Source organism: Anaerotignum neopropionicum, from assembly GCF_001571775.1.
Classification (GTDB): domain Bacteria; phylum Bacillota; class Clostridia; order Lachnospirales; family Anaerotignaceae; genus Chakrabartyella; species Chakrabartyella neopropionicum.
This window is the reverse complement of sequence record NZ_LRVM01000025.1, coordinates 1-1361: the sequence shown is the minus strand read 5'-3', so window position 1 is coordinate 1361 and position 1361 is coordinate 1. Positions and strand designations below refer to the sequence as shown.

Here is a 1361-nt window from a genome sequence, read left to right as displayed (position 1 = left end):
ATGAAAACACTACGTCAATGGAAACATGACTATCACCACCATACACAAGCTATGCATATGCTTTTAGAAAATGAGGACTATTCGGAATTAAGAAAATATTTAGCACAGCTTAATTCTGATTTTAAAAACTTAACATCTATGGTTTCAACAGGGCACCCTACGTTAGATGCTATTCTTTCCAGTAAAATCCTTATTGCAAAAGCCCATGGCATTTCTGTGGAACAAACTGTTTTTCTTCCTGAAAAACTTTCCATCCCACAAACAGATCTTTGTGTCATTATAGGGAATTTATTGGATAATGCCATCGAAGCTTGCAACAAACCAAACTTACAACAGCCACCTTATTTGAATATCACAATAAAAATACATAAAGGCATGCTATATTTCAAAGTGATTAACAGTTCAAATGGCGTATACCTTTTTGATAAAAAAAATCTTCTTAGTACAAAAAATCAACCAGAACACGGATATGGTTTTAAAAACATAAATGATATTGTAGAAAATTACGGCGGATTTTTTAATTATGAACCACAAAGCAATTCCTTTGCAGCCACTATAATGATTCCTTTGCAGAGTGAGGAGGAAGAAGCTTGAATATTCTAATCGCTATCATTGAAGATGAATCCATCTATGCACAACAACTTACAGAAATATTAGAACATTGGGCAAAACAATTGAATTGCACCATTTCTTTGGATTATTTCAAAAATGCAAATTCATTTTTACAAACAAATTTCAATTCCTATGATGTTGCTTTTTTGGATATTCAATTAGACGAAACAATGGATGGGTTATCCCTCGCTCAGTTTATGAGAAAAGACAATTATCAAGGTTCCATTATATTTTTGACTAGTTATAAAGAATATGTTTTTCAGGGATATGATGTACAAGCTTTGCACTATTTATTGAAACCAGTGAAAGAAGAAGATATTAAAAAGTGTATGAATATGGTTTATCAATTGACCAAGGAAAATAACTACATTATTCAAAATAATGCCCAAACGATAAAAATTCCATATCATCAAATTCTTTATTTTTCCTGTGCAAACCATTACATGGAAATTTATACGTCGGAGGCTACCTATTCTCAGAAAGCAAAATTGACAGATATAATAAGTCACCTTCCCTATCACTTTGCCCAGTGTCACCGTTCAATTTTAGTAAATTTGAACCACGTGGATAAAATTGTAAAAAACGAGATTTTTCTTTCCAACGGAACGAAATTACCTATTAGCAATACCCACCTTGAGGATGTAAGAAAAACTTTTTTAGACACCATTTTGTAAGGAGAGTGCTATCATGATTATTAAATTTGCAAACACATGGGCAAATTGGCTCGTGGAAAATGGAGCAAGCCGGGA

The 1361-nt window shown here is 32.7% G+C and carries 2 protein-coding genes; both read left to right on the top strand.

Going from position 1 to position 1361, the window contains the following annotated elements; genetic code table 11:
- The first annotated feature begins 57 nt into the window (after positions 1-57).
- Positions 58-594 carry a sensor histidine kinase gene (locus CLNEO_RS15155; RefSeq protein ID WP_157723617.1) on the top strand — a complete coding sequence of 179 codons (537 nt, stop codon included), beginning with the start codon at positions 58-60 and terminating at the stop codon, positions 592-594.
- Positions 591-1286, top strand: a complete 696-nt coding sequence (locus CLNEO_RS15150) for a LytR/AlgR family response regulator transcription factor (protein ID WP_066091133.1) — start codon at positions 591-593, stop codon at positions 1284-1286. The genes CLNEO_RS15155 and CLNEO_RS15150 overlap by 4 nt, the downstream gene beginning before the upstream one ends.
- Positions 1287-1361 lie beyond the last annotated feature (75 nt).